We start from the raw sequence: 24,132 nt of genomic DNA, 5'->3' as shown, positions 1-24,132 counted from the left end.
TCCATCGACGATCGATCGGTCAGCCAGTCGCCAGGGGCGGCGGCGTCGAGGCGAGCATCGCGGCGTCGCGCGCGACCGGGAGCCATCGGCTCGCGGCGCGCTCTGCGCATCTACGTGTAGGTACACTTATTCGGACAGCCCGAGCGGCGTAGCGGTGAGGAGCGCACGAGACATCGGCTTGGCACGCGGTGCCAGGCGTGCGTCGCCGCGCGCGCGGGCTGCGTGGAGAGGATCTATGGGCGAGTTCTTCGTCGTTCCGTACTGCGTGAAGTTCGACGACAGCATGGCTTACGGCAGCCATCACTACCTCACCAACTTCCGCTTCCAGTGCATCGCGCGCGAGACGCTCTACTTCGCCGAGGCCGCGGACGGCTCGCTCCCGCACGAGGAAGACCGCGCCGCGATCCGGCTGCTCACCACCGAGGGGTACAGCCGGAACCTCGCGCCTGTGCGCGTGGGCGAGCGCGTCGCGATCTTCATGAGCCTCGGCGCCGTGACGCGCTCGAGCGCGTACGGCTACTTCCGCACGGTCCGCTTCGACGGCGAGCCCGTGGCGTGCGGCTACCAGCGCATCGTCGCCGTCTCCGCGGCGAGCGACGAGCTCGCGCCGCTGCCCAGATCGGTGACGGCGCACGTCGGGACCCTCGACGAGCGCGTGCCCCACCAGCGCTTCGTCGAGCTCTGCCTGCGCGGCGGCTCCGCGCTGCGCGAGCTCTTCCCCGAGCGCCTCGTCCGGCACGCCGCCGAGGTCGCGCGGGGTCCGCTCCACGAGGCGCGCCCGCACCGCGCGCGGTGGGGCGGGGCGGTCGCGCCCGATGCGGAGGACGCGGCGGGCGCGGAGGGCGCGCCGGGGCGCTCCCGGGAGGCGGCGCGGGAGGGCGGCGGCGCCGGCAAGATCGCGCTGCTCCTGCCCGGCCAGGGCTCGTTCGACCTCCGGCTCCTGCGCGCGCTCCACGCGCGCTTTGACGCCGCCCGCGAGGCCGTCGCCGCGGCCGAGCCCGCGGCGCGCGAGCTGCTCGGCGCCTCGCTCGCGGCGCTCGTGACCGCCGGGGAGGCGGAGGCGCGGGCCGCCCTCGAGGCGTGCGCCGATCTCGATCAGCTCGGCATCCTCGTCCAGGATTACGTCGCCGTCGGGTTGCTCCGGTCCGCCGGGCTCGAGCCGGACGTCGTGGCGGGGCACAGCTTCGGGGAGATCGCCGCGCTGGCCGCGGGCGGCGCCTTTCCCCTCGCGACGGCCGCCGAGGTCGTGTGCCGGCGGGTGCTCGCCCTCCGGGGCGCGCCGCCCGGCCGGATGCTCGCGGCCCACACCGGCGCGGAGCGCCTGCGCGATGAGGTGCAGGCGCTCGGCCGGGACGACGTGTTCGTCGCGGTCGTCAACGCGGCCGATCAGGCGGTCGCGTCGGGGACGGCGGACGGCATCGCGGCGCTCGAGCGGCGGCTCGCCGGCGCCGGTGTCCGCGCGACCGTGCTCGCGAGCCGCTACGCCTTCCACTCGCCCCTGCTCGCGGCCGCGGTCGGTCCGTTCGCGAGCGCCCTCGGGCGCGCCGGCGCGGCGCGGCCGGCGCTGGCCACGTACTCGCCGATCGATCGCGTCCACTACGGCGACGGCCCGCTCGCGCCCGCGCGCTTGCTCCCCATGCACCTCGTGACGCCGCTCGACTTCGCGGCGGCCGTGCGCGACCTCCACGCGGCGGGCGTCCGCACCTTCGTCGAGTGCGGCGGCGGCGGCGCCCTGACGGCGCTCGCGCGGCGGAGCGCGCCGCCCGGGCCCGATCTGCGCGTGATCTCGGCGTTCCGCGCTGGAGAGGACGTCGTGGCCGAGCACCGGCGCGTGATCGACGCGCTGCGCGCCGCGGGGCGCGCGCTCACGGCGGTCGCGCCGCTCCCGAAGGAGGACCCCGACGGCCGCCGCCCGCGCGCAGCGGCGAGCTCCGAGGAGCCGGCCGCGAGCCCGGCTGCGGCCGCGAACGCCGCGGGCTCACACGACGCCGCCGCCCCCGCGGTGGGCGCGACGCCGATCGCGATCGTGGGCATGGGCGCGGTGCTGCCAGGGGCGGGCGGCGTCGAGGCCTACCTCGCGCAGCTGCTCGCGGGCACGAGCGGGATCGCCGATACCGGCGAGCGAAACCCGGAGCTCGCGACCGACTTCCTGAGCCGCGGCCGCGCCGCCGACAAGACGTACAGCCTGCTGACCGGCACGGTCGACGCGCTCGGCCCGTACGCCGAGCAGACCGGCTACGACGCGCGCACGCTCGAGCGGCTCCCCAAGACGGCCCGCATGCTGGCGTGCGCGCTCGCCGAGGCCAGAGCCCAGGCGGCAGTTCTCCGGGACGGCGCGCCCCTGCGGATCGCGTGCCTCCTCGGATCCACGGCGGACGGCTCGATCGAGCACGACGAGGCCACGCTGCTGCTCGGCGTCGAGCGCGCGCTCGCCGGCGTCTCGGCGGACGAGGCGGTCCGCGCCTCCGTGGCGGACGCGCTCGCGGACGAGCTCGGGCTCGACGCCGAGCGACGCGCGGCGTGCCGCGGCCACCTCGAGCCGCTCGCGCGCGTCGTGCGCGACCTCGTTGGGGAGGGCGCGCGCACCGTGATCGTGGACGCGGCCTGCGCGTCGTCGATGCACGCGGTGCACCTCGGCGCCGCGATGCTGCGCCGCGGCCTCGCCGACGTCGTGATCGCCGGCGGCGCCTACCAGCCCGGACCGACGAACGCGTGCCAGTTCTCGCAGTTCGGCGGGCTCTCCGCGACCGGAAGCCGCCCGTTCGACGCGTCCGCAGACGGCGTGGTCTTCGGCGAGGGCGCCGCGGTCGTGGTGCTCGAGCGGCTCGACGACGCCCGATCGCGGGGCGATCGCGTCGACGCCGTGCTCCTCGGCAGCGGCCTGTCGAGCGACGGCCCGAGCCCGTCGGTCACGGTGCCGCAGCGCCGCGGGCAGGTCCTGGCGATGCGGCGCGCCCACGCGCAGGCCGGCGTCGCGGCGCGGACCGTGCAGTACGTCGAGGCGCACGCCACGGCCACGCCCGTCGGCGACGCCACCGAGTTCCAGGCGCTCGCCGAGGTGTTCGCCGGCGACGAGGGCGCGCCGCGCATCACCCTGGGCAGCGTCAAGTCGCTGCTCGGCCACACGGGCTGGACCGCGGGCGTCGCGTCGCTCATCAAGGTCGTGCTCGCGATCCGCGAGCGCGCGCTCTTCCCTCAGCACGGGTTCCAGGCGCCGAGCGCGCGCATCGATCTGGCGCGCTCACCCTTCGCCATCCCGACGGCGGCCGCCCCGTGGACCGCCGAGGGCGGAGCCCCCCTGCGCGCCGCGCTCGACAGCTTCGGCTTCGGCGGCACGAACGCCCACCTCGTCGTCGAGGAGCACCGCCCGGGCCGCCACCCCCTGCGCCCGCGCCCGCGCGACGGCGCCCGCGCGCTGTGCGTCGTCGGGCTCGGGGCCGTGTTCCCTGGCGCGGGCGGCGCGGCCGCGGGCGCACCCTCGGACGTCCTCGCGTTCGACGAGGGCGCGCTCCGGCTGCCGGCCCGCGCGCCGGTCCTCCCGGACGCCCTCGAGGCGATGGATCCGACGCAGCTGCTCGCGGCCATGGCCGCGGAGGAGGCGCTCGCGGCGCTGCCCGCGCGCGAGCTCTGCGAGCGCATCGGCGTCGTCGTCGGCCACGAGGGCAAGACGCGCCGCGGGGCGCGCGCGAACGAGCGCATCTTCGCCGACCGCGTGGCCCGGGCGCTCCGCGCGCGCGGCGTCAGCCCCGCGTTCGCCTCCGCGACCGCCGACGCGCTCCGCGCGGGCTCGCCCGCGACGGGGCCGTACACGCAGCCGGGCAACATGCCCAACGTCATCTCGGGGCGCGTCGCCAACGTCTTCGGCCTGCGCGGGCCGAACTTCGTCGTCGACACCTCGGCGACCTCGCTGCTCGACGCGCTCGCGGCCGCCGATCTCGTGCTCGACGAGGACTGCGAGGTCGTGCTCGCGGGGGCCGTCAGCGCGTTCAGCGACGACGTCGCGCGGGGCGCGTCCGCGACCTGCGACCCGCGGCCGCTGGGCGAGGCGGCGCTGCTCGTCGCGCTGTGCACCGAGGACACCGCCGCGCGCAACGCCTGGCCGGTGCTCGCCCGCGTCCACCTCGTCTCCGGCGCGGCGGGGCGCGGCCCGTCGGCCCGGGAGCTCGCGGTCGGCGGCGCGCGCGCGCGGCTGCGCGGGGCCGAGGGCGCCGTCGAGCTCCACGCGGCGATCCGCGGCGCGCGCGCGCACGGCGCCGCGCTGTTGCGCTGGCCGTCCGATCCCCGCGCCGTCCAGGTCACGCCCCCCGAGGCCGCGCAGGTCGCGCCGGCGCGCGCGGCCTCGGGCTTCACGACGGGCACGCCGATCGTCGGCTTCGTCCCCGAGATCGCCCCCGCGCCGGCGACCGGGCCGGCGGCGCGCGTCCCGTCCCGCGTCCTCTACGTCTGCACCGACGCGGCGCTCGCCGCGGACGCGCGGCGCGCCGCTCGCTCCGACGAGGAGCGCGCGCGCGTCCTCGGGCTGACCGTCACGGAGGCGCCCGACGCGGCGGCGCCCGGGATCCCGCGCGACCTCGCGGCGCCGGGGGCCGAGGCGTCCGGCGGGGCGTCGTTGCTCGACGCCAGCGACGAGGCGCGGCTCGGCGCGTCGTTCGCGGCCCTGGCCCCCGAGGACGTCGATGCGGTCGTCGTGCTCACCCGCGCCACGGACGCGGCCGCCTTCGTCGACGGCGCGCCGGGCTCGTACAGGCCGGCGCTGCGCGCGCTGTTCGGCGCGGCGCGCCGCTACTACGACCGCATCGCGCGCGGCGACGTGGCCTTCGCCGCCGTCGTCGCCGCGGGCGTGGACCTCCACGGGCGGCTCGCCCCGGTGAGCGGCGCGGTCGGCGGCTTCGTGAAGTCCCTGGCGCGCGAGCTCCCGGGCGGCGACGTGCGCGTCGTCCACACCGACGCGCGCGACCTCGCGGCCGCGCTCGACGCGCTCTCCGAGGAGTGGCGGCGCGCCAGGCCGGCCGTCCCCGAGGAGGTTGTCGATCTCGGCGGCGCGCGGCACACCGTGCAGCTCGCCCGCGCCTCGGCGAGGCCGCGCGCGCGCTCGGCGCCGCGGCTCGGCGCGGATTCGGTCGCGCTCGTGACGGGCGGTGCGCGCGGCATCACCGCGCAGTTCGTCGAGGGCCTGCTCGACCGCTTCGGCTGCCGCGCCGTGCTCCTCGGCCGCTCGCGGCAGGAGGACGCTTCCCCCCGCGCGCTCGCGATGACGGACGCGGAGTTCGACGCGTACGAGCGGGACTTCTATGCCGAGGCGCTGCGCGCCGAGCCGGGCCTGCGGATGGGCGCCCTGCGCGAGCGCTACGCGCGCCTCCGGGCGGCGCGCGAGGCGCACAAGGTCCTCGCCCAGCTCCGGGCCGGGGGCGCCGGTCGCCGCGCCGTCGACTACCACGCCGTCGACGTGACGCGCGGCGCGGACGTCGACCGCGCCGTCGCGGCGGTCGCGGCGGCGTACGGCCGGGTCGATCTGGTCGTGCACGGCGCCGGCATCCAGGTGTCGAGCCGGCTCACGTCGAAGCCGCTCGAGCTGTTCGAGCGGATCGTCGACACGAAGCTCGCCGGCCTCGCCCACCTCCGCCGCGCCCTCGCGCGCCACCTGCCCGCCGCGCGCCCGCACGTCCACCTCGTCACGTCGGCGTTCAGCGTGCTCGGCAACGATGGGCAGCCCGACTACGGCGCGGCCAACGAGGCGCTGAACCGCGCCGCCGCGTACTTCGCCGCCGAGGCGGGCGCCGGCCCGTGGTCGAGCATCGCGTGGCTCGGCTGGAACGGCGTCGGCATGACCGCCGGGTCCGAGTACAGCGCGCTCGGCGCGGCGCGCGGGCTCCGGGGCATCGAGCCGGAGGAGGGGAGGCGGATCTTCCTCGACGTCATCGCCGAGCCGCCTGCCGGCGCGGCGCAGGTCCTGCTCACCGACGGGGAGATCGAGCGCTTCGCCCCGCGCATCGTCGCGGCGGACGCGGCCAGCGCGGGGAGCATGGCGGACGCGGCCGTCGCGGACGCGGCGGATAGCGTGTCGGCGAGCGCGCCCGCGAGCACGTGGACGCTCGACCCGCGCGTCGACCCGTGGCTCTCCGACCACCGGGCGCGCTCGAGCGCCGTCGCGGCCGGCGCGTTCCTCGTCGACCTCGCCGTCCGGCACGCGCTGGCGACGTCCGGCGGCGGCGCGCTCGTCCGCGAGGTCCGCGACGTGCGCTTCCTCGAGTTCCTGCGCCTCGCCGACGACGCGGCGCGCGACGTGCGCGCGGTGACGACCCGCCGCGAGCGGCTCGCCGGAGGCCGCGTCGCGTGCGCCGTCGAGGTGCGCGGCGACTTCGTCCACCGGTCGGGCGTGATCCTCCGCGCCGGCGTGGTCTTCGCGACCTGCGTCGTCGAGCTCGGCCCGACCCGCGACGGCCTCGCGCCGCGGCACGCCGGCAAGGTCGACGGGACTCTCGTCCGCGACCCGTACGCGAGCCCCGGCTCGCCGGTCCGTCACGCGGGCTGGTTCGACCACCTCGGCACCTTCGTGCTCGGGGCCGCGCTCAAAGCGGGGCAGCTCCGCCTCACGACCGACGTCGCCCTCGCGCGCCAGCGCGGGGCCGCCACGCCGTTCCTCCTGCTCGACGCGCTCCTTTCGCTGGGCACCCTGCGCCGCGACGAGGCGGGCGCGTTCCCTGTGTGCGCCGCGGGGGGCGTCGACCGGATCCGCTTCGGGGCGGCCGTGAACGACCTCGCCCTCCGCGACGCGGGCGGCCCTGTGCGGCTCGTCGCCACGGTCCCGGCCGCGGCGGGCGACCGCGTCCTCGGCGCGTGGGCGCAGGCGCTCGACCCTTCGGGCGCCGTGCTCCTCGACGTCGAGGGGCTCGAGGGGCGCGTCGTCGGGCGCGTGGCCGCGGACGTCCGCCCGGCGGCGCAGGCGCTGCTGTCGCAGGGGGCGCCGTGACGCCGCCGCTCGCCATCGCGGTCGCGCGGGCGGACGCCGAGTCGGCGGCGCGCCTCGAGCCCTACCTGACGGCCGGCGAGCGCCGCGCGTGCGCTGCCCTCCGCGTCGCCGCCCGCCGGGCGCAGTCCGCGTGCGCGCGCGTCGCGGCGAAGTGGCTGCGCCTCGAGCTCGCCGCCGGCCGCGGCGCGCCGCTGGTCGCGCTGGACGCGGCCTCCCTCGAGGCGCACCCGCGCGCCGACTACCTCGCCTGCGCGGTCACCGGGCCCGGCGGCCGCCCTCCGCGCTTCGAGGACGGCGCGTTCGCAGTGTCGCTCTCGCACGCGGGCGACCTCGCGGCGGCCGCGGTCACCACGGCGCGCGCGGTCGGCGTCGACGTCGAGCGGGTCGAGGCGCGCGCGGCGGGCTTCGCCGACGAGCACTTCACGCCGCGCGAGCGCGAGCGCCTCGCGCGCGGCGCCGCGGCCGGCGTCGATCGCGCCGCCCTCGAGACGCTGCTCTGGAGCGCGAAGGAGGCGCTCTACAAGACGGGGGCGCTCGCGCTGCCGGACCGGTTCTCGTTCCGGGACATCGACGTCGCGTTCCCGCCGGGGGGCGCGCGCCTCGCGCAGCCCTCGGTCCGCTCCTTCGCGCTGGGCGCGCGTGGCGGGCAGTTCTTCGGCCGGGCCGTGCTGACCGGTGCGTTCGCGCTCGTCGCGGCCGTCCCGGTCGCGCCGCTTGGATGAATGTCACTCACCAATCACGAGGTTTCGACGATGCAATCTCATGAGCTTCTCGACCATGTTCGCTCCGTCTTCGTGCGCATGACGCGCTATCCCGACGAGGTCGTCGTCGCCGACGCCGACCTGGAGCAGGACCTCGGCATCGACTCCGTGAAGCGCGGGGAGATCCTCGCGACGCTGCGCGCGGATTTCGGTCTCCCGGACGCCCTCAAGGCGGCGCCCGACGAGCTGCGCACGGTGGCCCGCGTCAGCGAGCTCCTGTCGCGCACGATCTCGGCCAGCGCGGAGGCCGGGAAACACGCCAATGGGCACGTGGAGACCGGGAAACACGCCAATGGCCATGTGGAGGCCGAACCGTACGCCAATGGCCATGTGGAGACCGGAAAGCACGCCAATGGGCACGTGGACGCCGGAAAACACGCCAATGGCCATGTGGAGGTCGAACCGTACGCCAATGGCCATGTGGAGGCCGGAAAGCACGCAAATGGCCATGCGGGCGAGGCGCTGCGCCTCGTGGTCCAGGCGCTCGCGGACGCGACGCGCCACCCGGTCGATCTGCTCGTCCCCGACGCGCGGCTCGAGGAGGACCTCGGGGTCGACCGCCGCCGGCGCGACGACCTCCGCGCGCTCCTCTGGCAGCGAGGCGCCCAGCCGTACGCCCTCGAGGGGGCGCTCGACGAGGCCCGCACGGTCGGCGATCTCGCGCGCCTCGTCGAATCCGCGCCGCCCGCGCAGGTCACCGCGGCGCGCGCGCCGGCGGCCCCCGCGGCGCAGCGCGCGATCCCCGCCTCCGGGGTGGCGCTCGCGGGCAAGACGGTCCTCGTGACCGGATCGAGCCGCGGGCTGGGCCGCGCCATCGCCGCGAAGCTCGGGCGCGCCGGCGCGCGGGTCGTCGTCAACAGCTTTCACTCACGGGACGACGGCGAGGCGGTCGCCGACGAGATCCGCGGCGCCGGCGGCGACGCGGTGCACGTCTGGGGCTCGGTCGCCAACCCCGCGCACATCGACAGGCTCTTCGATGCGATCGCGCGCGACGTCGGCGAGCTGCACCACTTCGTCAGCAACGCGTCGAACGGCCGCTTCGGCCCCCTCGAGCAGACGACCCCGGAGCACTGGGAGCTGGCCTTCCGCACGAACGTCATCGGCTACCACCTGTGCGCCATGCGCGCCGCGCGCCTGATGGAGCGCCACGGCGGCGGGCGGATCGTCGCGCTCTCGTCGAACGGCTCGTCGCGGTACCTGGAGCACTTCGGCGCCATGGGCGCCGTGAAGGCCGCTGTGGAGTCGCTCACGCGCGCGCTCGCCGTCGAGCTCGCGCCGCGCAACGTGCAGGTCAACTGCGTCTCCGCCGGGCCGATCTACGGCCACGTGACGAGCAACTACCCGGATCACGAGCGGATCCTCCCGTACTGGGAGTCGCGCACGCCGGGCGGCCGGCTCTGCACCGAGGACGACGTCGCCGAGGCCGTCCTGCTGCTGCTCTCGGACGGCGCGCGGAGGATCAACGGCGCGACCCTCACCGTCGACGGCGGGGGGTCGCTGTGCATCTGACGGCCGCGATGGACCGCGCTGGCCTGCGCTCGGCGCGGGGCAGCGCTGAACGGCCCACGTCGTCTCCCTTGCAGCTCGCGAAGAAGGAGGAATCATGAGTGCCCATCTCGATCGGCAGCCCCCGGGCCCTGGCCCGCTCGCCAGCCTGCGGTACCTGGCGAATTTCAGGACCGGCGACATGCGCCATTACGAGGACCTCTTCGCGCGATATGGCGACGTCGTGCGCCTGCGGGCGCCCGGGGCCGAGGACTTCGTCCTGGCGTTTCACCCGAACGACATCGCGCACGTCCTTCGCACGAACGTCCGGAACTACCCCAAGGGCAAGCGCTACCACGAGCTCGCCCCGGTGCTGGGGTGGGGCCTCGTGAACAGCGAGGGGGAGCTCTGGCGGCGCCAGCGCAGGCACGTGCAGCCCCAGTTCAACCACGCGAACACGCTCAAGTTCGTGCCCCTCATCGTCGAGCACATGGAGGCGGTGCTGCGGCGCTGGGACGCTCAACAGGGCGAGTTCGAGCGCGACATCAACGACGACATGATGGACGTGACGTTCGGTATCGCGGGCGAGGCGTTCTTCGGCGCCGCGCTGCAGGCCCACACGGATACCGTCCGCGAGGCGTTCAAATATGCGCTGTCGATCGCGCTCAAGCGGATGTACTCCCTGGTCAACCCGCCCCTGTCCTGGCCGCTGCCGAGCCACCTGCGCTTCCGCCGGGCCATGGACCGCGTGCACGCCGTGATCGACGGGATCATCGACGGCTACCAGCGCGGCCCGGGCGGCGAGGACAATGTGCTCGTCCGCCTCATGAACTCGGTCGACCCCGAGACCGGCGCCAAGATGGACCGCGCGCAGCTGCGGGACGAGATCAAGACCATCCTGATGGTCGGGCACGAGACATCGAGCGTCACCGCCTCGTGGGCGCTGTACCAGCTCGCGCGGCACCCCGAGGTGTACGCCCGCCTCACCGACGAGATCGATCGCGTCCTCGGCGGCCGGTCTCCGACGGCCAAGGACATCGAGGTGATGCCTTACCTCACCATGGTCTTCAACGAGTGCCTCCGGCTCCTGCCCTCCGTGCCGTTCATCCTCCGCAGCCCGCTGGAGGACGACGTCATCGGCGGGTACCAGGTCGCCGCGGGGTCGACGGTGGCCATCGTCCCGTGGGTCACGCACCGGCACCCGGAGTTCTGGAGCGATCCGCTTCGATTCAAGCCCGAGCGCTTCGCGAACCACCGGCGGAGCGCGGACGACAAGCTCGCCTTCATCCCCTTCGGCGCCGGCCAGCGGATCTGCCTGGGCGAGTTCATGGGGCAGCTGGAAGGCAAGATCATGGTCGCCATGGCGCTCCAGCGCTACCGGCTCCGGCTGGTCCCCGGCTTCGACCCGCGCTGCCGCGGCTTCATCTCGCTGCAGCCGGTGAACGGGATGCGCATGATCCTGAGGCGGCGGGAGCCGTCGAGCGCCGTACGCGCGGCGCCGGCGGGGCGGGTGGAGCCCGCGGCTGCGGCACCTGCGGTGGCGGAGCCCGCGGCGGCCGCCGTCATGCGAGCTCACGGCTGCCCGTACAGCGTCAGGGCCTGACGGCCTGCCGCGGTGCACCTCGCCGGCGGCGCGACCGTCCGGCCTCTCCTCGCGGGTGGAGCCCCCGCCAACGATTTTTTCTCGATCCCTGTCAGGCCCCGGAGAGCCGCGTCGAAGTAACAGGCAGGCAGGCGGACGGCTCGGGATGAACCCCCGGGCGCCGCCTCCTTCCACGGTACTGGCACCGCCGGCGCGCCGCTCGCTCCGACGAGGAGCGCGTGCGCCAGGCGAGAAAGGCATCCCGTTCCATGCGGACTCCCATGCACACGGTATCTCGATCGATCCTCCTCACCCTGGCGGCGAGCTTCGCGGGCTGCGTCGCTCCTGGCCCCGCGGACGAGCCTGAAGACGAGGCGACGGCCGCGGCCTCCGGCGCGCTCGTGGCGGACCGGGCCAGCCTGCCGACGCCCGCGGCCTACTGGAGCTTCGACACGTGCGCGGCCGGCGCGCTCACGCGCGTTCGCGAGGACTCGGGCCGTGGGGCGTTCGGTGTGATGTCCGGCCGTCGCCTCTGCAGCCCCGGAAGGTCCCTGTCGGCCGGCGACTTCGACGGGGTGGGGGATCGGGTGGAGATCAGCAGTGAGGGGAGGAGCTACCTCCATTTCCAGGACCGGATCACGGCGGCGGCCTGGGTCAACCCGCGGAGCGTGACGGGGAGCCGCACCATCATCAACCAGTGGTACGCGGCGGACTCGTTCCTGCTCGGCATCGACAACGGCAGATACTTCTTCTCCGTGGCCTTCCCCGATGGAGGCGCTGGCCGGCACGCGATCGTCCACGCCCCGGCCGTCGCCAACGCGTGGGCGCACGTCGCCGGCGTGTACGACGGCGCGGCGCTCAAGCTCTATGTCGACGGCGTGCTTCGCGCGTCGACGCCCGCGTCGGGCGCGCTGCAGCAGTCGACGCGGCCGATCGTCATCGGCGGACACCCGAGCTGGAACGCCTACAATGGCCTGATCGACGAGGTCCGCCTCTACCAGCAGGCCCTGAGCGACGCTCAGGTGGCGCAGCTCGCGGCGGGCCAGGTCTACCCGGTGAGGGCGTATTACGTCTATCCGAGCGACCAGCCGTATCACCAGGAGTACGTCGACGCCATCAACACGTATCTGGACGAGCTGCGCGGCTGGTACCGCGAGGAGTCGGGCGGCTCGTTCCACCTCGTGGGCTTCGTCCAGCCGGTGCGCTCGTCCCAGGACTACCTGACCATGCGCTGCGGCACGACGCCGACGAGCGCTTGCCGGAGCAACCCGCAGGAGCTCCCGAACTGGCTCAACGCGGTGTCACAGGCCGTCGGCGGCTTCCCTGCGCGGCAGTCCACGCTCGTCTTCGCGCAGGGCGGCGGCGGCTGGGCGGGCGCCAACCTCCAGGGCGATTATACCGGATATGCCCTCGTGGGCGACTGGGTGCTGGAGCCCCTCTCCGGCGTGGGGGAGCCGCTCGCGATCCACTGCGGATACGCCACGTGGCAGTGCAGCGGGGGCGTGCCGAAGGGGACCGTCGCCCACGAGCTCGCGCACTCGTTCGGCCTGCACCACCCGGACGCCTACACGGGCACGACGATCATGGCGTGGCACGGCGACTATCCGGCGACCGACTTCCTCGATCACGAGCAGATGATCCTCCAGGAGAGCCCGATGCTCTCGTCCGGCGTGTTCGTGCGCGGCGGGCTCTGGCTCGACTTCAACAACGCCGACGTCATGCACTGGAACACGACGGTGAGCCTGACCGGCTCGGGCTTCGGGCCCGGGGCGCAGGTCGAGTTCGTTGGCGTCAACAACGCCAACATCCGCAGCCCGATCAGCGTCAGCTCGACGAGCCTCACGGTGCAGGTCCCGCACGGCCTCGGCCCCGGGTACATCCGCGTGCGCGACGGGGGTGGCGCGAGCAACAAGGTGCCGGTGAACTTCTATCCTTGAAGTCGCGGTCCTCGAGCTGACCGATTCCCTCATCGGTTGGCATTTCTAACGAGAAATTGAGCAGAGAGGCGGGGAGATGGGGAGTAAAATCCAACCAATCTCCCCGTCTCCCCGTCTCCCCGTCTCGCTGTGAGGTGCCTGGCCCCGTGACGCCGCGCGGCCCGTGCCGCCGGCCGCGCGCGGCCGAGGTCTCCGGCAAAGCCTGAATCGCTCGCGCCGCGCGTAGACTGCCGAGACGCCTTGAGCGACGGCGCCCGTCAACCCTGGCGGGCGCCGTCGTGGTCTCTCGATGAGAGCCTGCGCAGAGCGGGCCGTCGATCTTCGCCCCGACGGCCCTGCGTGCGTCCTCTCTTCAGCCTCGGATCGTCAGTTCTTGTCCAGGGAGGTCCACCCGCCCCACATGTCCTGCAGGCCGGCGCTGAGCTCCTTCGCCGTGCGTCCCTGCGCCGCGCGCTCCTGCGCATTGCCCTGGGCTGTCCATTGCACGATGACCTCTGCCACACCGGCCATCGGCCCCTTGGGCACGACGTAGACGGCCCTCCCGGTGCCGTCGGGGGCCGGACTGAGCTCGGGCCTCTCGATCGGCTCATTCTTCGGCTCCGAAGATAGGAACTTCACCGAGACCTTGGGCATCGGGTCCATGTCAGCGAGGACCAGGTACAGCGTCCGAGTGCCCAGGACGTATGCCGCGCACGCGCCGCACTGAGGGATCCGCGGTCGATCGGGTCTGTCCAGGACCGGGGGTGGCGGCTGCGGCCGCACCGGGGATGACAGCGCTTGCGCCGCCTGGCCGGTGTCCGCGGCCGACTCGATAGGCGTGGCGTGCATCGACGGACCGCACGCGATGAGGAGAAGGGTGCTCAGACCGAAAATCGAGCTTCGCATGGTTCGGATCCTCCGTATCGTTTCCGGGGTCGATCTGTTCTTCGCCGTCGCCTCCCGACCTCTGACAGATCTCGAACGTTCTTCGGGGTCCTCAGGGGACCAGCGCCCGGAAGCTCGCCCAGTCGCTCGACGGATCCGCGCGCAGCGCCGCGAGGGTCGCCTCGCGCAGCTGCGCGCCTGGATCTCCTCGCTCGCCGGCGTAGAGCGCGGCCATCACCCGCTCCGCCAGGGCGTCGTCGACCGGGCGCGTCGCCGCGATCACCGAGCGCGCGCCGGCGATCAGCAGCGCCTGGGCCAGGCCGAGCCCGAGCCCCCGCGCCCCGGACGCGGCCTCCGTGCGCGCCGTATCGCAGCCGGACAGGACCGCCCGCGCGGGCGCTCGGCGCAGCGCCAGGATGTCGCCCACGGCGAGCTCGCTCCCGCCGGAGAGCGCGAGGCTGCTGTCCCAGCCGTCGAGGCCCCCGAAGAAGCCGTGGCCCGCGTAGTGGAAGAGCGCGAGCCCGGGCTCCTCCAGCGCGCCGGCCACCGCGCGGCGCGAGGCGAGCCCGCCCGACAGCCGCTCGACGCGCAGCCCCTTCCCCTCGAGCGCCGCCGCGACCGCGTCCGCCTCGCGCCGCGCGGCCGGCAGATCGCGCCGCGGATCCGCCACGACGAGCGCGCGCTCCGGCGCCTCGCCTGCGCCGGCTCCCTCCGCGGGCCGGGCGCCGCGCTGGGGGAGATCCAGGCCGTACGTCACCGGAATGCGCGCGACGAGCGGCGCGCCGTCCCAGGGCAGGGCGTGGACGTCGACGCGATCGAGCTCGCCATGGGCGGCGACGCGGAGGCGCGTGGCCGCGCGCAGCTGCGCATCGAACGGCGCGAGCAGCCGGGTGGCCAGCGCCGCGCCGGGGGCGGAGACATCGAGCGCCGGCAGCCGCCGGGCCGCGACGCCGTCGCGGGTGACGGCGAAGCCGGCCCACCCTTCGCGGATCGGATGGACCACGAGCAGCAGCTCGCCCTCTTCCAGCGCCGGCGTCGCCGCGAGCTCCGCCGCCGCCGGCTCCCCGTGCCGCACCAGGAGCAGCGCCTCGTCGATCAACGCGCGGATCGACCGCCCGCGCGACGCACGGGCGACCCGGACCGCCTCGAGCTCGTCCGACGAGAGCCGCCAGTCGTCGCGCCCCTCCTCGTCGAAGGCCGCGCGCGCCTCGCGGTACGCCGCGAGGGCGCTCTCCCAGCGCGCCCGCTCCTCGCCGCCGAGCGCCTCGATGCGGTCGATCCAGCGGAGCGTCGCGAGAGAGCGCGCGCGTGATCGCCGCGCGGCGCGCAGGGCGCGGCGCGGATCGCGCCGGAGCAGGAGGTCGACGAGCAGCCGCGCGCTCTCCTCGAGGCGGCCGAGGTAACCGCCCCGGCCCTGCCCGAGCGGCACGAGCGCGCTGAGGTCGCCCCGCACCTCCTCCGCTTGCTCGTAGGCCACGGCGGCCGCGTCGAGCCGCCCCGTCGCCTCGAGCGCCCGCCCACGGCCGAGCGCCGCGCGGTAGCGGCCCTCCGCCAGGTCGCTCGCCTCCGCGAGCCGCGCGAGCCGCCCGTAGACCTGCAGCGCCCTCGCAGGATCGCCGCTGCCCAGCGCGATGCGCCCCTCGATCTCGAGCCAGTACATCGCCACGCCGGCGTCGGGGCGCGCGTCCGTCCGCCGGGCCTCGTCGAGGAGGGCGCGCGCCGCCTCCGTCTGACCGGCCTCGAGCTTCGCGAGGGCCAGGTTCGTCAGCGTGTTCGCGCGTTGCGCCGGCCTCGGGCACGCGGCCCCGTACAGATCGAGCGCGGCCGTGAGCGGCGCCTCCGCGTCCGCGAGGGATCGAGGCCGCTCGGCGCGCGCGGGCTGCCCGCTGGACCCGCCGCTCGCCCACGCGATCTGGAGGGCGTTCCAGCCGAGGTCGTTCAGCAGGGAGGCTCGCTCGCACGGGGCCCTCCCGGCGGGGGAGGACGCTTGCACGTCGCGCAGCAGCGCCCGCGCCTCCAGCGGTCGGCCCAGGGTCTGGAGCACGTCGGCGCGCTCCTGAAGCACGTGCAACCGGTGGTCGCTCAGGCCGAGGCGCTTCGCGCCCGCCGCCGACGCGTCCAGCTGCCGGAGCGCCGCGCGCAGGTCGCCCGCCTCGGACGCGAGCAGCGCGGCGTAGTACGGCTTCACCGCGCGCCCCTCGGGGTGGCTCGCCTCGAGCGGCCCGAGCGCGTCGAGCGCTGCCCGCGCCTCCGTGAACCTGCGCCCGTTGTAGAGGAGCGTGTACGATAGCGCGAAGCGGTCGAGGAACTCGTCGGAGATGCGCCCCGCCGCCCGGTGCGCCCGGATCGACGCCTCGAAGCCCGCGATCGCCTCCGGGATCCTGCCGCGCGCGAGATCCACGCGCGCTCGCTTGCCGATCGCCAGGGCCTGGACCGCGGGGTCCGCGTCGGACACCAGCGCGTCGAGCGCCGAGGACGCCGCGTCGAGATCGCCGCTCCGGCGCAGCGCCTCGGCCTCCTTCAGTCGGGGCGCGTCGGCGGCCGGGCGGAGCTCCAGGCGGAAGGACGCGCGCTCGCCGCCCCGCTCGGCGGTCACCGAGAGGCCGCGGGCGCCTTCGGGGACGGGGACGCGCGCCAGCACGCCTTCCTGGACGCGAGCTCCATCGAGCGCGGCGAGGGGCGTGTCCGCCGCGGCGGCCGCGCCATCGAGCCCGGCAAGGGGAGTGTCTGCCGCGGCGGCCGCGTCGACCGCTACTGCGACGTGGGCGTCCGCCGGGGTTTTCACCCAGATGCGGAGGATCCGATCGTCTGGCAGCGCGCAAGCGGGTCCGGCGTACACGGCGCTGCAGCCGGCGAACTCCACCTCCAGGAGCGGCGCGGGCGCCGCGGTTGCGGACGTCGCCGGGGTCGCGGGCGCCGCGGCGCTCGCCGAGGCCGCGGGCGCCTCCGGGCGGCGCGCATCGCCTCCCGGGGCGAGCGCCACCGCGCCGAGGATCGCCGCGCCCAGCACGGGCCGGAGCGCTCGCCGGCGCGTCACGGGCCCTTGGAGGGCGTGGCGGGTCCGGCGGTGGGGTTCGGGCGCGGCGCCGCGCGCGGGAGGAGCAGCACTTTGAACCGTAACACTCGGAAAGTGCTATCTTTCCCGTCGTGCGGCCGCGCGTCGACCACCCCGGCCGCGCCGTCTGGCAGCGCTGCTGGCCGCCCGATCGCGATGGCGATCTCCCACTCGCCCTCGGGCACCCCGCGGAAGAGCGTCTCCGTGTCGCCTTCGATGCGCGCCGCGCCCTGGTCCGAGACGTCGGCCTGCACGTCCCAGGGGCGCGCCGCTTCGCCCTGGATCAGGAAGGCGCGCACCGCGATGGGGCCATCGACCCGGGTTGAGGGCCGCAGGGCGATCTCGAGCCGCGATCCCGGGCCGAGCCGCGCCGTCGCGGGCGTGTCGGCGTGGCTCCCGGCGGAGCGCTCGCTGACCTCGCCGCCAGCGAGCGTCATGGCGTAGGCGGGCACCGGGAGCATGGCCAGCGCGCCCGGGTCGTCGAGCAGGCCGCGCGGCGTTCCGTTGCCGCGTTCCGCCGAGAGCCGCACGACGAGGAGCGCCGCGGCCGCCGCGGCCACGGCGGCTGCCGCGATCAGCCAGCGCGCCCGGCCCGGCTTTCGCGGGAGCGGGATCACCTGGCCGCCGCGCGTCGCCGTCGTGCGCTGCCCAGAGGCTGGCGGGCCTGCTGTCTCTGCGCCTGCTGCCGCGGCGCCTGCCATCTCCGCGCCTGCTGCCGCGGCGGCGCCTGCCGTTCCCGCGCCGGCCGTCTCCGCGCCTCGCTCGCCCGCGCTCGCCGGCAGCCCGGCCAGGATCCGGTCTGTGATCCGCGACCGCGCCTCTCCGTCCAGCGGGCGCGACGCCTCCCACGCCTCGCGGTCCTCCGGGGAGCGCTGCGCCTCCGCCTCCAGCGCGTCGCGCTCGCCGGCCGTGAGCGTCCCCAGCGCCCTCGCGGACCAGCGCGGATCGCTCGCCCGGTCCTGCTCGCGCGCCACGCGCGCCAGCGCCTTCAGCAGATCGTCGTCGGTCATCGTGCCCCTCCGGGGCTCGCAGCGCTCGGCGAGGCGCTGTGTCCTCTCGGCTCCGCCTCGGCCGCGAGCTCCGCGCCGATCTGCCGGACGAGCCGGCCGATGCGGCTCCGCCACGCGTACACGGCGTCCGCCGTCATGCCGGTGATGGTGCAGGCTTCCTCGGTGGAGCGCTCGTCGACGAGCAGCAGATAGAAGAGCTCCACCCCGCGCTCGCTCAGGCGATCGCGCAGCTTCCTGGCGATCGCCGCGAGCAGCTCGCGCGAGATCGCCGCGGGCTCCGGCGACACGGAGGCGCCGTCCACGCGCTCGAGCGCGTCGTCCTCGGTCGGCTGCTCGGTCCAGGGGTTCCGGCGGCGGCTGCGCAGGATCGAGCACGCCTCGCGCTCCGCCACGAGCCCCACGAAGCTCGCGAGCGACAGCCCCCTGCCGGCGTCCCACTGGCGCAGCGTGCGCCCGCGATCCGCGAAGAGCGCGAGGAACACGCTCTGGGTCAGGTCCTCGACCTCCTGCCTGACGTCGCGGTACCCCGCGGCCCGCCGCCGGCGGAGCAGCGGCCGCATCACCCGCTCCTGGATGGTGGGCGTGAGCAGATCGACGAGCGCCCTCACCGCGGCCGGCTCCCCCGCCACGGCCCGCGCGATGAGCGAGGCCTCCGGGCCCGGGGCGCCGGCGTCTGCCGGTCCCCGCCGCGCGTCCTCGTCGGACGTCCGCGGCTGCGCGGGCAAGAGAGAGCTCGGGGGCATCGGCGCACGGATAAACGCGCGACACACGCCCGTCAATCCGGCCACGTCTTCGCCGCGCGGGCCGTCAGTCGAACTTGAAATTCAATCGATCGCGGGGCGCTTCACGCGCAACGGCGCGCGAAGCGCAAGGTCGCGACGCGCGCTTCCGTCCCAAGCTCAAGCCGAGTTGTCTGCGTCATCGCTTCATGCGGCACCGCCGGGGACGGGGCTCGAGGGGGTGGCGGTGCAGGGAGGTGACGGTCCGCGTGGGCGCCGGCGTCGAGGGCTCGATGCCGGCTCGGCTGCTAGCGCAGCGTGATGCTGCACCTGCCTCCCTGTCCGGGCGTCACCCGATCTCGCGGTAGTCGAACCAATCGAAGTCCGCGTGCAGGCGTGTGCCGGCCAGGTCCTGGCACGCCATCCCGACGAAGTTGCCCGTGAACCCACAGGGCACCGCGTGTTCGTCCGACAGGATCGACGCGTCGTGCTCCCACCCCAGCGTGTGGTAGGCGACGCCATCTCGCGAGTAGGAGAACGAGATGCGATCGTCCTTGATCTCGAGCCGCAAGAAGATGTTCTCCAGCCCGTCCAGCGGGTACTCCTTCTCGACCGGGAACGACAGGTTCCCTCGCTCGCACTTCATGAGCGACAGGGCCTTCTCGGCGTGAGGCGCCCGCGAGACGTAGAGATAGTAGAACGAGTCCGTGCTGTAGAACGCGACGATGCCCGCCATCTGCTGGAAGTGCTGAGGGGCAAACTGCATGCACGCCGTCGCTTGCACGTGTTTGGCCTGCTGGCGCCGCGCGACGAGGCTCTGCTCGAAGTTCGAGGTGATGCTCTCGCGCCCGATCAGGCGCAAGTACCCAGGCCTGGCGGTGAGGCTGCTCACGTCTGCAGGCAGCACGCGCGGCGACTGCCACTCGATCGCCAGCACGGGCTTATCGAAGTCGTCGCGCTCCGGTGCCTTCGGCCATTCGTGGCGAGGAAGGTTGGGCCCCTCGTAAACGTCCAGCGGAACTTGCCCGCCGGAGGCCAGCCGCGGCCACCCCTCGACCCAGGTGATCGCCTGGAGCGCCGTCTCACGCCCCAGCGTCGACCGGCCGTTCTGCAACGGGCGGCGGCACAGGTGCGCCAGCGCCCACGAGCCGTCCTTGTTCTCCACGAAGCTCCCGTGGCCGGCGCTCTGGAGCCGCACCTCGGGGTGGGACGCGCTGGAGATGAGCGGATTGTTGGGCATGACCTCGTAGGGGCCGTGAATCGAGCGAGAGCGGGCCACCGTCGCGGCGTGCGTGATGAACGTGCCCCCCTCCGCGGTCAACAGGTAGTAGTACCCCTCTCGCTTGTAGAGGTGCGGCCCCTCCACGAGCCCCAGCGCGGTGCCTCGGAAGACGTTCTCCGCCGGACCCACGAGCTTCTTCTCCCTCGGATCGTACTCCTGGAGCATGATCCCGCCGAACGGGTTGTTGCCCGGCCGGTGATCCCACACCATGTTCACAAGCCACTTGCGGCCGTCGTCGTCGTGAAACAGCGAAGGATCGAACCCCGAGCTGTTCAGGTAGATGGGCTCCGACCACGGACCGGTGATCGAGGGCGCGGTGACCAGGTAGTTGTGGACGTCCTTGAACGACCCCGCCCAGCGCCGCGAGTTCGTGTAGATGAGGTGGAACAAGCCGTCTGCATACGTCAAGCACGGCGCCCAGATCCCTCCGGAGTTGGGGTTGCCACGCATGTCGAGCTGCGAGTACCGCTCCAGCGGCCGCGCGACCACCCGCCAGTTGACGAGGTCTTTCGAATGGGAGATCTGGACGCCCGGGAACCACTCGAACGTCGAGGTCGCGATGTAGTAATCGTCCCCCACGCGCACGATCGACGGATCGGGGTTGAACCCTCTCAGTGCCGGATTTTCAACCTTGCTCATTCACTCACCTTGATTGTCTCGTTTTGTTCCAGCGCAGCCAGTCCTGCTTCCAGCGCTTCACGGATATGCTCGGCATCCTGGGCGCACCGTGCCCATGCCCCGCCGCTCGCGCGTTGGGGTGAGGCGCCCGAGGTGCGTATCCACAGGGTGCTCGGGGGGCGGCGTGCGCTCGGCATGCAGCGCGGGGGAGAGGGATCATAGGGGAACGTGGCGTCCGCAACGTCGCCCCTGCTGGTTCCCGCATCTGCCATCCGTGGTCGCGCATCCGGACCCGTCGGAGGAGCTCCGCCGTTGGCGGGCGAGGGTAGCACCGAGCTCGTGCGTGTCCAGACGCTTCGCTCCGCCGCGCGGGCGTCTTCGGCGGCAGTGGGGGAGGGGGACCGGGCGCCCGCTCACTCCATTGCCGCCGCGTGCCGCGCCGCGTCCACCGGCCGGGCGCGGTTCCACGCGGACGCGACGGCGGCGAGCGACGCCATGTCGGCGTCCCCGTGCGTCCCCGCCCCGAAGCTGCGCTTGCGCCCGACCGAGATGGCCACATAAGCCGCCGTCTCGGCGCCGGCGCTCCTCGGGAGCGCGTGCGCCGCGTGCTCGTCCACCGCGATCGCGATCCCCGTGTGCCGCGACAGCGCGCTCGCGAGCGCCTCGACGGGGCTGCCGCCGGCGGCGCTCAGCACGTGGGCGACACCCCGGATCTGCAGCTGGAGCTCGTGTCGCTCGTCCGCGCCCTGGCCGACGCGCCTGTGCCCGGTGACGCGGAGCGGCCCCCCGCGGTTCACGTACTCCCGCTCGAAGATCGCCAGGATCTCGGCTTTCTGCACCTCGCCCTCGGTCCGCTCCGCCCTGCGCTGCACGGCCTGGCTCACCTCGATGGCGAGCCCCCTCGGCAGCGCGTAGCCGTGCTCGCTCTCGAGCACGTAGGCCACGCCGCCCTTGCCGGACTGGCTGTTCACGCGGATCACCGCCTCGTAGCTGCGCCCGACGTCCTGCGGATCGATGGGCAGGTAGGGCACCTCCCAGAGCGGGCTCCCGCTCTCGCGCAGCGCCTTGAACCCCTTCTTGATCGCGTCCTGGTGCGACCCCGAGAAGGCCGTGTACACGAGCTCGCCGACGTACGGGTGGCGCGGGTGGACCGGCAGGCGGTTGCAGTGCTCGACCGTCTCCTTGAGCGACTGGATGTCGTGGATCTCGAGCTCGGGATCGACGCCCTGGGACATCAGGTTGAGCGCCAGCGTGACGACATCGACGTTGCCCGTGCGCTCGCCGTTCCCGAACAGCGTGCCCTCGACGCGGTCGGCGCCGGCCATCACCGCGAGCTCCGCCGCGGCCACGGCGGTGCCGCGGTCGTTGTGCGGGTGTACGCTCAGCACGATGCTGTCGCGCTGCTTCAGGTTCCTGTGCATCCACTCGATCTGATCCGCGTACACGTTCGGCGTCGCCATCTCGACGGTCGCGGGCAGGTTCAGGATGATCTTTCGTGAGGGGGTCGGCTCCCACACGTCCATCACGGCCTCGCAGATCTCCTTCGCGAAATCGAGCTCGGTGCCCGTGAAGCTCTCCGGCGAGTACTCGAGCACGACCTCGGTCTCGGGCAGACGCGCAGCGAGCTCCTTCACGAGCCGCGCCCCGCGCACGGCGATCTCGACGATGCCCGCGCGGTCCAGGCCGAACACCACGCGCCGCTGGAGCGTGGACGTGGAGTTGTAGAGGTGGACGACGGCGCGGCGCGCCCCGCGGATGGCCTCGAACGTGCGCTCGATCAGCTCGGCGCGCGCCTGGGTGAGCACCTGGATCGTCACGTCGTCCGGGATGAGCCCCTGGTCGATGATCGAGCGGACGAAATCGAAGTCGGGCTGCGATGCGCTGGGGAAGCCCACCTCGATCTCCTTGAACCCCATGCGCAGCAGTTCGTGCCACAGGCGGAGCTTCCGCTCGAGGCCCATGGGCTCGACGAGCGCCTGATTGCCGTCGCGCAGGTCCACGCTGCACCAGCGCGGCGCCCTCTCGATCACGCGGCCGGGCCAGCGGCGATCGGGCAGATGGATGGGCTGAAAAGGCTTGTACTTGTGGACAGGCATCGTGGACATGAGAGGACTCCCTGAAAGCTAGCGATGGGAGTCGTCACGACACGACGACGCTGCGGAGGACCCCCACCGGGACCAAGAGAACCGAGGGGGCCGAGCTGCGAGGAGCGAGGTCGTCAGCAGCGCGCGCAAAGGCCCCCGGGCCGTAGGCCTAGGCAGGGGCGGAGGGTGCGCGCGCGAGGGACGGACATCGAGGCGCAGCCTAGCGAACCTTCGCGCGCCTGTCCAGCGCGGTCCTCAGTATTTGTAGACATCGGCGAAGATCGACTGACGGGTGATGTCGTTCGTCGTTGTCGTCTCGTACACCCACGCCGCGATCCCGGTGCCGTTCGGGCCGAAGGCCACCGCCGGCTTCCAGTGTTTTGCGGCGTTGTCGTCCTCGAGCGCATGGGCCTCGGTCCATCCCAGCTCCGGCGACAGCTCGCTGGCGAAGATCGACCCGATGGCGGCGGCGTTCTGGCCCCACACGGCGAGCCCGCGCCCGGCCCCATCCACGGCGACCGCGGGATCGGTCACGCTATCTTCGTCGATCGAGAGCTTGTCGGCCGGCTGGAAATTCGTCCCCGAGAAGCGCCGCGCCCAGATCGCGCAGGCGGCCCCACACTGCCGGAACACAACGACCCCGTCGCCCTCCGCGTTCATCGCGACGGCGTAGCTGCTCGCGCGTCCGCCCGCGGTATCCACGCCGGTCGCGCCGGTCCACGCGCTCCCTGAATACCGATTGGCGATCACGTGCGACACCGAGCTTGTCGAGTCGCGCTGGAGGAAGACAACCATGGCGCTCCCGCTCCCGTCCATCACGACGCGTGGGCTCAAGTGGTCGAGCGTGTCGTCCGCCTCCAGCGCTTTCGGGCCTTCCGCGCTGCCGTTGTGCGTCGTCAGATCGTAGGTGGTGACGTTGCCCAGCACGTTGAGGCGCCCGCTGTCCGATTGGTACCACGCTGCCACGGCGCGCAGCGTCGTGCCCACGGTCGAGACGCCCACGGCCGTGCCATTGCAGGTGGTGGTGCTCCCCGACACCTTCACGGGTGTTCGCCAGCCCTGCCCGACCTCATAGATGGCCAGGTAGCCCTCACGCCTCGACTCCGCGGCGGTGTACACGTCGATCCCGACGGCGGCATGGCCGTCGGGGGTCATCGCGACCGTCGTCGATTGTTGCGAGACCCCCGAGACTCCCGCGGCGACCGCCTCGACCGTGCCCCACCCGGCGGGCCATCCGAGCGACGCGGTAAACCGCTTGGCGAACACGGCGCCGCCCACCGAGCTCGAATACCAGACGACCACGCCGTTGCCCTCGGCGTCGATGGCGACCCTGGCGTTCATGCCCTTCGAGGCCGCGTCGTTGACCTGCAGCAGCGAGTCCCAGCTGTCGCTCGCTTTGACATAGCGGCGCGCCCAGACGGTGCCCTGATCGTAGAACACGAGGAGCGCGTCGCCGTTGGCCGAGACCGCGACCTGCGGCAAGAAGTTCGAGATTTGATTGGCGAGCTCGTCATGACCGACGCGCTCGAACGTATCCCAATGGGGCGGTGTGGCCGCACCCCCGGTCCCGTCGCCGCCCGCTCCGTCGCCGCCCGCCCCGTCGCCGCCCGCCCCGTCGCCGCCGCTGCCCGGAAGACCACCGCCGCTGCCCGGCGGGCCGCCACCGCTGCTGGAGGCGCTGTCCGTGCCGGCGGAGCTCGACGACGACTCGAAGGTTCGCACCTTCTGCTCGCAGGCAGCGATAAGGACGAGCCCTAGAATGAAA

Annotated in this window: 12 protein-coding genes; 5 read left to right on the top strand and 7 right to left on the bottom strand. The window is 73.9% G+C overall.

The window, feature by feature from the left end:
- Nucleotides 1-235: 235 nt before the first annotated feature.
- From WME90_RS25500 to WME90_RS25480, 5 genes are all read left to right on the top strand, one after another.
- Nucleotides 236-6,970 (top strand): SDR family NAD(P)-dependent oxidoreductase, encoded by a 6,735-nt coding sequence (locus tag WME90_RS25500; RefSeq protein WP_437274592.1) that lies wholly within the window; start codon nucleotides 236-238, stop codon nucleotides 6,968-6,970.
- Nucleotides 6,967-7,692, top strand: coding sequence for a 4'-phosphopantetheinyl transferase family protein (locus WME90_RS25495; RefSeq protein ID WP_437274591.1), 726 nt, complete (start codon nucleotides 6,967-6,969; stop codon nucleotides 7,690-7,692). The genes WME90_RS25500 and WME90_RS25495 overlap by 4 nt, the downstream gene beginning before the upstream one ends.
- Nucleotides 7,693-7,722: 30 nt before the next feature.
- Nucleotides 7,723-9,240 carry an SDR family oxidoreductase gene (locus tag WME90_RS25490; RefSeq protein WP_437274590.1) on the top strand — a complete coding sequence of 506 codons (1,518 nt, stop codon included), beginning with the start codon at nucleotides 7,723-7,725 and terminating at the stop codon, nucleotides 9,238-9,240.
- Nucleotides 9,241-9,334: 94 nt separating this feature from the next.
- Nucleotides 9,335-10,819: a cytochrome P450 gene (locus WME90_RS25485; protein WP_437274589.1), complete on the top strand. Its 1,485-nt coding sequence runs from the start codon at nucleotides 9,335-9,337 to the stop codon at nucleotides 10,817-10,819.
- A gap of 260 nt (nucleotides 10,820-11,079) precedes the next feature.
- Nucleotides 11,080-12,735 carry a LamG-like jellyroll fold domain-containing protein gene (locus WME90_RS25480; RefSeq protein WP_437274588.1) on the top strand — a complete coding sequence of 552 codons (1,656 nt, stop codon included), beginning with the start codon at nucleotides 11,080-11,082 and terminating at the stop codon, nucleotides 12,733-12,735.
- Between the two features lie 366 nt (nucleotides 12,736-13,101).
- Here WME90_RS25480 and WME90_RS25475 read toward each other — a convergent pair whose 3' ends face one another.
- The 7 genes from WME90_RS25475 to WME90_RS25445 form a co-directional block, all read right to left on the bottom strand.
- On the bottom strand, nucleotides 13,102-13,620 hold the full coding sequence (locus tag WME90_RS25475; protein WP_437274587.1) for a hypothetical protein: 519 nt from the start codon (nucleotides 13,618-13,620) through the stop codon (nucleotides 13,102-13,104).
- A 91-nt stretch (nucleotides 13,621-13,711) separates the two neighbouring features.
- Nucleotides 13,712-16,636 (bottom strand): CHAT domain-containing protein, encoded by a 2,925-nt coding sequence (locus WME90_RS25470; protein ID WP_437274586.1) that lies wholly within the window; start codon nucleotides 16,634-16,636, stop codon nucleotides 13,712-13,714.
- The gene (locus WME90_RS25465; protein WP_437274585.1) at nucleotides 16,633-17,664 is read right to left on the bottom strand and encodes a hypothetical protein; all 1,032 of its coding nucleotides are present in this window, start codon (nucleotides 17,662-17,664) and stop codon (nucleotides 16,633-16,635) included. The genes WME90_RS25470 and WME90_RS25465 overlap by 4 nt, the downstream gene beginning before the upstream one ends.
- Nucleotides 17,661-18,407 carry an RNA polymerase sigma factor gene (locus WME90_RS25460; protein WP_437274584.1) on the bottom strand — a complete coding sequence of 249 codons (747 nt, stop codon included), beginning with the start codon at nucleotides 18,405-18,407 and terminating at the stop codon, nucleotides 17,661-17,663. The genes WME90_RS25465 and WME90_RS25460 overlap by 4 nt, the downstream gene beginning before the upstream one ends.
- 325 nt (nucleotides 18,408-18,732) lie before the next feature.
- A complete protein-coding gene (locus tag WME90_RS25455; protein ID WP_437274583.1) occupies nucleotides 18,733-20,304 on the bottom strand; it encodes a glycoside hydrolase family 43 protein in 1,572 nt (523 codons plus the stop codon).
- 392 nt (nucleotides 20,305-20,696) lie between these two features.
- On the bottom strand, nucleotides 20,697-22,388 hold the full coding sequence (gene leuA, locus WME90_RS25450; protein WP_437274582.1) for a 2-isopropylmalate synthase: 1,692 nt from the start codon (nucleotides 22,386-22,388) through the stop codon (nucleotides 20,697-20,699).
- 234 nt (nucleotides 22,389-22,622) lie between these two features.
- Nucleotides 22,623-24,089, bottom strand: a complete 1,467-nt coding sequence (locus WME90_RS25445) for a hypothetical protein (RefSeq protein WP_437274581.1) — start codon at nucleotides 24,087-24,089, stop codon at nucleotides 22,623-22,625.
- Nucleotides 24,090-24,132: the final 43 nt, after the last annotated feature.

The organism is Sorangium sp. So ce375 (genome assembly GCF_051473855.1).
Classification (GTDB): domain Bacteria; phylum Myxococcota_A; class Polyangia; order Polyangiales; family Polyangiaceae; genus Sorangium.
The sequence above is the reverse complement of the archived record's forward strand: the minus strand, read 5'-3'. Positions and strand labels throughout refer to the sequence as shown.

Bases quoted from the DNA above. Each gene is read 5' to 3' on its own strand.
- leuA (WP_437274582.1), bottom strand. From the start codon at position 22,388: ATGTCCACGATGCCTGTCCACAAGTACAAGCCTTTTCAGCCCATCCAT.
- WME90_RS25475 (WP_437274587.1), bottom strand. From the start codon at position 13,620: ATGCGAAGCTCGATTTTCGGTCTGAGCACCCTTCTCCTCATCGCGTGC.
- WME90_RS25455 (WP_437274583.1), bottom strand. From the start codon at position 20,304: ATGAGCAAGGTTGAAAATCCGGCACTGAGAGGGTTCAACCCCGATCCG.
- WME90_RS25480 (WP_437274588.1), top strand. From the start codon at position 11,080: ATGCACACGGTATCTCGATCGATCCTCCTCACCCTGGCGGCGAGCTTC.
- WME90_RS25460 (WP_437274584.1), bottom strand. From the start codon at position 18,407: ATGCCCCCGAGCTCTCTCTTGCCCGCGCAGCCGCGGACGTCCGACGAG.
- WME90_RS25490 (WP_437274590.1), top strand. From the start codon at position 7,723: ATGCAATCTCATGAGCTTCTCGACCATGTTCGCTCCGTCTTCGTGCGC.
- WME90_RS25485 (WP_437274589.1), top strand. From the start codon at position 9,335: ATGAGTGCCCATCTCGATCGGCAGCCCCCGGGCCCTGGCCCGCTCGCC.
- WME90_RS25465 (WP_437274585.1), bottom strand. From the start codon at position 17,664: ATGACCGACGACGATCTGCTGAAGGCGCTGGCGCGCGTGGCGCGCGAG.
- WME90_RS25500 (WP_437274592.1), top strand. From the start codon at position 236: ATGGGCGAGTTCTTCGTCGTTCCGTACTGCGTGAAGTTCGACGACAGC.